Below are 5,348 nucleotides of genomic sequence, written 5' to 3'. Positions count from 1 at the left end.
GATGTGGTGGCCTCGATACCGAGGAAGCCGACGACGCGCGAGACCCGATCCAGATCGAGCGGAAGAAGGCCGGGGGTGCCGGGGACGTCGGGGGTGAGGCGGAGGTCGAGGTCGTCGTGGCAGGTCATCATCCGCAGGTTGAAGTCGTAGCGCTCTCGGGCGCCGGGCGCGGACAGTGCGCGGACGACGCGCGCGCTGATCCGGCGTACGCCGGTGCCGGCGGCCCACTCGTCGAGGACCGCTGACACCATCTGGCCGTCGTTGTCACGGATGTCGGACCAGACTCCGTCCATCGGGCCGACCTGGTCGAGGAGCGCGGCGGCGGTCTTCTCGCCGATGCCGCTGACGCCGGGCAGGTTGTCGCTGGCGTCACCGCGGAGGGCGGCGTACTCGAGATAGCGGGAGGCCGGGACGCCGTACATCGCATGCAGACGGGCCGGGTTGAGCAGCGGTGAACCGTTGATGCCGCCGTTGATCAGCCGCAGCACCTGGGTGTGGTCGCTGATCAGCGCGAAGGCGTCGCGGTCGGAGGTGATGACGACGCAGTTCCAGCCGTTGCGGCGGGCCCATGCGGCGCCGGAGGCGTTGACGTCGTCGGCCTCGAGGCCCGGGGGAGTCAGCGTCGCGAGGCCGAGGGCGTCGAGGAGCGAGCCGGCCCGGTCGAGCTGCTCGGAGAGCAGCGGGTCCTTCTCGGGGCGGCCCGCCTTGTAGTCGGGGTAGGCGTCCCTGCGTACGGACGCGGTGCGGTCGTCGAGCCCGAAGAGCACCGCGTCCGGAGCGAAGGCGTCGATCGAGTCGAGGATCTGGCGCAGCATGCCGTGCAGCGCCCAGGCTGGCCGGCCGGCGCGGTCGATCATCCGGGTGTGTGCCCGGGCGTGATGGTTGCGGTGGAGCAGCGACGGAGCGTCGACGACGAGCAGGAGGCGGCGGGGGATCGGCGAGCTGTTCATCGACATCGCGCCCATCGTAGGCGTAAGGATGCGGTGACCGGAGTCACACGTACCCATTGCCCTCCCAGGCCTCATTCCTCTAGCGTTCCAAGTAACAGAAGAAAGATTCCACGATACGAAATATGGGAGCGCGGATGGACCTGCCTGCTGGAGTCGAGATCACCGGGCCGCTGGGTGATCGCTACGACGAGATCCTGAGCCGGCGGGCACTCGAGCTGGTCGCCCTGCTCCACCGTGAGCTCGGGGCCCGTCGCGAAGAGCTGCTCGGGCACCGCGGAGAGCGGATCAAGCAGCTCTCGGAGGGCGGCACCCTCGACTTCCTCGAGGAGACGAAGGCGGTCCGCGAGGACGACTCGTGGCGGGTGGCCGACCCCGCGCCCGGGCTGGTCGACAGGCGGGTCGAGATCACCGGCCCGACCGACCGGAAGATGACGATCAACGCCCTCAACAGTGGTGCCAAGGTGTGGCTGGCCGATCAGGAGGACGCCAACACGCCCCTGTGGGAGAACGTCGTCGAGGGTCCCCTCAACCTCCTCGACGCGGTCAAGGGCGAGCTCACCTTCGACGACCCGAAGTCCGGCAAGCACTACGAGGTCACCGCCGAGGAACAGCCCACCATCGTCGTACGTCCGCGCGGCTGGCACCTCCCGGAGAAGCACATCCTGGTCGACGGCGAGCGCACCGCCGGTGGCCTGGTCGACTTCGCGCTCTACCTCACCGCGTGCGGCCAGCTGCAGCTCGACCGCGGCAGCGGTCCGTACTTCTATCTGCCCAAGATGGAGTCACACCGAGAAGCTCGCCTGTGGAACGACGCGTTCGTGCTCGGCCAGGAGTTCCTCGGCATCGCGCGGGGCACGATCCGGGCGACCGTCCTCATCGAGACCTACCCGGCGGCCTTCGAGATGGAGGAGATCCTCTACGAGCTGCGTGAGCACTCCGCCGGGCTCAACGCCGGCCGCTGGGACTACATGTTCAGCGTGATCAAGTCCTTCCGCAGCCGCGGCCGTGACTTCCTGCTGCCCGATCGCAACAGCGTCACGATGACGGTCCCGTTCATGCGGGCGTATACGGAGCTGCTGGTGCGCACCTGCCACAAGCGCGGCGCGCATGCGATCGGGGGGATGGCGGCGTTCATCCCGAGCAAGGACCCACAGGTCAACGAGGTCGCCTTCGCCAAGCTGACCGACGACAAGACCCGCGAGGCCGGCGACGGTTTCGACGGCTCGTGGGTCGCCCACCCGGGCATGGTCGAGGCCTGCCGGGACGCCTTCGACAAGGTGCTCGGCGACAAGCCCAACCAGCGCCACCGGCTCCGCGAGGACGTCCAGGTCACCGCCGCCCAGCTCCTCGACGTGAAGTCGACGCCCGGCGCGATCACCGAGGCCGGGCTGCGCAGCAACATCAGCGTGGGGATCCAGTATCTCGAGTCCTGGCTCCGCGGCGCCGGCGCTGCCGGGATCAACAACCTGATGGAGGACGCCGCCACCGCGGAGATCTCCCGCAGCCAGGTGTGGCAGTGGCTGCACAACGACATCGAGCTCGAGGGCGGGCAGCGGGTCACCCGCGAGCTGGTCGAGCGGCTCATCGAGGAGGAGATGGCGAAGATCGGGGAGCGGACCGACACCTCGGGGGGCCATTGGGCCGAGGCGCGGGACACCTTCACCGAGCTCTCGCTGGCCGAGGAGTACGCCGACTTCCTCACCCTCCCGGCCTACGAGCGGATGCCCTGAGGCCGGCATGACACCACTGGAGACCCTGACCGCCCGCGCGCGGGAGCTGCTCCCCGAGGAAGGGGTGATCACCGACCGCGCACGACTGCGGACGTACGAGTGCGACGGGCTGGCCCACTACCGGGTGACCCCGGCGCTCGTGGTGATCCCGGAGACCGCCGAGCAGCTCGCCGAGATCGTGCGGTGCTGCGCCGAGCAGCAGATCCCGTACGTCGCCCGCGGCTCGGGCACCGGGCTCTCCGGCGGCAGCCTGCCCCACGCCGAAGGCGTGCTGGTGGTCACCTCGCGGCTGCGGACCATCAAGGAGGTACGGCGCGAGGACCAGCGCGCCGTCGTCGAGCCCGGCGTGATCAACCTCGACGTGAGCCGCGCGGCGGGTCCGGCGGGCTACTACTACGCACCGGACCCCTCCAGCCAGCAGGTCTGCTCGATCGGTGGCAACGTCGCGGAGAACTCCGGCGGCGCCCACTGCCTCAAGTACGGCTTCACCACCAACCAGGTCCTCGCCGCCGATTTCGTGACCGCAGCAGGCGACCGCGTACGCCTCGGTGGGGACGCTCCGGACACTCCCGGCTACGACCTGCTCGGCGCCGTCGTCGGGTCGGAGGGCACCCTCGGGATCGTCACCGAGGTGACGGTGCGGCTGGTGCGGCTGCCGGAGAAGGTGGTCACCCTTCTGGTCGGCTTCGACTCCACCGACCGCGCGGGTGCCGCGGTGTCCGCGATCATCGCGGCGGGCATCGTGCCGGCGGCGATCGAGATGATGGACGCGCTCGCGATCGAGGCTGCCGAGGCGGCGGTGCACTGCGACTACCCGGACGGCGCGGGTGCTGTGCTGGTCATCGAGCTGGACGGCCCGGCCGTCGAGGTGGACGCGGAGTACGCCGACGTGGTCCGGCTCTGCGAGCAGACCGGGGCCTTCGAGATCCGCACCGCGAAGACCCCCGAGGAGCGGTTCCTGATCTGGAAGGGCCGCAAGTCGGCCTTCGCCGCCGTCGGCCGGATCAGCCCCGACTACATCGTGCAGGACGGCGTCATCCCGCGCACCGCCCTGCCCGAGGTGCTGCGGGCGATCTCGGATCTCTCCGAGCGCTCCGGCGTACGTGTCGCGAACGTCTTCCACGCCGGCGACGGCAACCTGCATCCGCTGGTGCTCTTCGACGACGACGTCCCCGGGGCGGGGGAGGCCGCGGAGGCGGTCAGCCGCGGGATCCTCGACCTCTGCCTGTCCCACGGCGGCTCCATCACCGGCGAGCACGGGGTCGGTGCCGACAAGGCGGCCCACATGCCGAAGATGTACGCAGCCGAGGACCTCGACACGATGCAGCTGGTCCGGTGCGCCTTCGACCCGGACCGGATCTCCAACCCGGGCAAGATCTTCCCGACCCCGCGACTGTGCGGCGAACGTCCGGGCCGGCATCAGGGCGCGCACCCGCTCCAGGACGCCGGCGTGGCGGAGGTGTTCTGATGGCGACCGTCTCCGGGGTCGCGCCGGGTCGCGTCGAGCGGCCCACGTCCACCGCCGAGGTCGCCGAGGTGATGCGGAAGGCGGCCACCGCCGGCGAGAGCGTCGTCCCGACCGGGGCGGGCACCAAGCTCGACTGGGGCCTCCCGCCGACCTCCGCCGACGTGCTCCTCGACCTCTCGGCGCTCGACCAGGTCACCGAGCACGCCTCCGGCGACCTGATCGCCACCGCGGGCGCCGGGACGCCGCTGTCCCGGTTGCAGGAGGAGGTGTCCTCGGACGAGCAGCGGCTCGCGCTCGATGTCACCGTCCCCGGGGCGACCATCGGCGGCACCCTCGCCGCCAACACCAGTGGACCCCGGCGGCTGTTCGCCGGCACCCTGCGCGACCTGCTGATCGGCGTCACCGTCGTGCGCGCCGACGGCGTGATCGCCAAGGCCGGCGGAAAGGTCGTCAAGAACGTCGCCGGCTACGACCTCGGCAAGTTGCTCATCGGCTCGATGGGCACGCTGGCCGTGGTCACCGAGGCGACCTTCCGGCTGCACCCCGTCCCGCGGGCGAGCCGCTGGCTCACCGTGCCGGCCGCGTCGCCCGAAGAGGCCGGCCGCCTCACCCAGGCCGTGCTGCACAGCCAGGCGGTCCCGGCCGCTCTCGACGTCGACCTCGCGCGGGACGGCCGCATCGACGTCAGCGTGCTGGTCGAGGGCCGACCGGACGGGGTCGCGGGACGTACGCAGGCACTGGTCGAGCTGTTGCCCGGAGCCACCGTCGGCGAGGAGCCGCCGCACGGATGGGGTGCCTATCCCTGGGACGTGGCTGCGACCGGGGACGATCGGGCGACGGCACTCAAGCTGACCTTCCGGCTCTCCGGACTGCCCGAGGTGCTGGCCGCCGCCCGCGGACTGGAGGTGCGCGGCTCGGCCGGGGTCGGCGTGGCGTACGCGGCGATACCGAACGACACCGACGAGCAAGACGTGCCATCCACCGTGACCCGGTTGCGGCAGGTCTGCGAAGCCCACGGGGGAAGCGTCGTGGTCCTCGACGCACCCGCCGCGGTGAAGGAGAGCGTCGACGTCTGGGGACCGGTGCCCGCGCTCGACCTGATGCGGCGCGTGAAGAACGAGTTCGACCCCGACCACCGGCTCAGCCCGGGCCGCTTCGTAGGAGGAATCTGATGACGGACTCGTTGCCGGCGAGGGACAT

4 protein-coding genes are annotated in these 5,348 nt (G+C 70.8%); 3 read left to right on the top strand and 1 reads right to left on the bottom strand.

Features of this window, described 5'->3' with window-relative positions; all coding sequences use genetic code 11:
• The coding region (locus ACRDPS_RS13300) for a 5'-3' exonuclease (RefSeq protein ID WP_431502120.1) at positions 1-956 on the bottom strand (956 nt) is incomplete at its 3' end.
• Between the two features lie 128 nt (positions 957-1,084).
• Between ACRDPS_RS13300 and aceB the strand changes: the two genes are divergently transcribed.
• From aceB to ACRDPS_RS13285, 3 genes are read left to right on the top strand one after another with little or no spacing between them, the layout of a single operon-like run.
• Positions 1,085-2,680, top strand: a complete 1,596-nt coding sequence (gene aceB, locus ACRDPS_RS13295; RefSeq protein ID WP_431502119.1) for a malate synthase A — start codon at positions 1,085-1,087, stop codon at positions 2,678-2,680.
• A gap of 7 nt (positions 2,681-2,687) precedes the next feature.
• Positions 2,688-4,148 carry an FAD-linked oxidase C-terminal domain-containing protein gene (locus ACRDPS_RS13290; RefSeq protein ID WP_431502118.1) on the top strand — a complete coding sequence of 487 codons (1,461 nt, stop codon included), beginning with the start codon at positions 2,688-2,690 and terminating at the stop codon, positions 4,146-4,148.
• The gene (locus ACRDPS_RS13285) at positions 4,148-5,320 is read left to right on the top strand and encodes an FAD-binding oxidoreductase (RefSeq protein ID WP_431502117.1); all 1,173 of its coding nucleotides are present in this window, start codon (positions 4,148-4,150) and stop codon (positions 5,318-5,320) included. Before ACRDPS_RS13290 ends, ACRDPS_RS13285 begins: the two co-directional genes overlap by 1 nt.
• Positions 5,321-5,348 lie beyond the last annotated feature (28 nt).

Source organism: Nocardioides sp. (genome assembly GCF_050699375.1).
GTDB lineage: Bacteria > Actinomycetota > Actinomycetes > Propionibacteriales > Nocardioidaceae > Nocardioides.
Note: the sequence above shows the minus strand (reverse complement) of the source record. Positions and strands in the feature narration are given on the sequence as shown.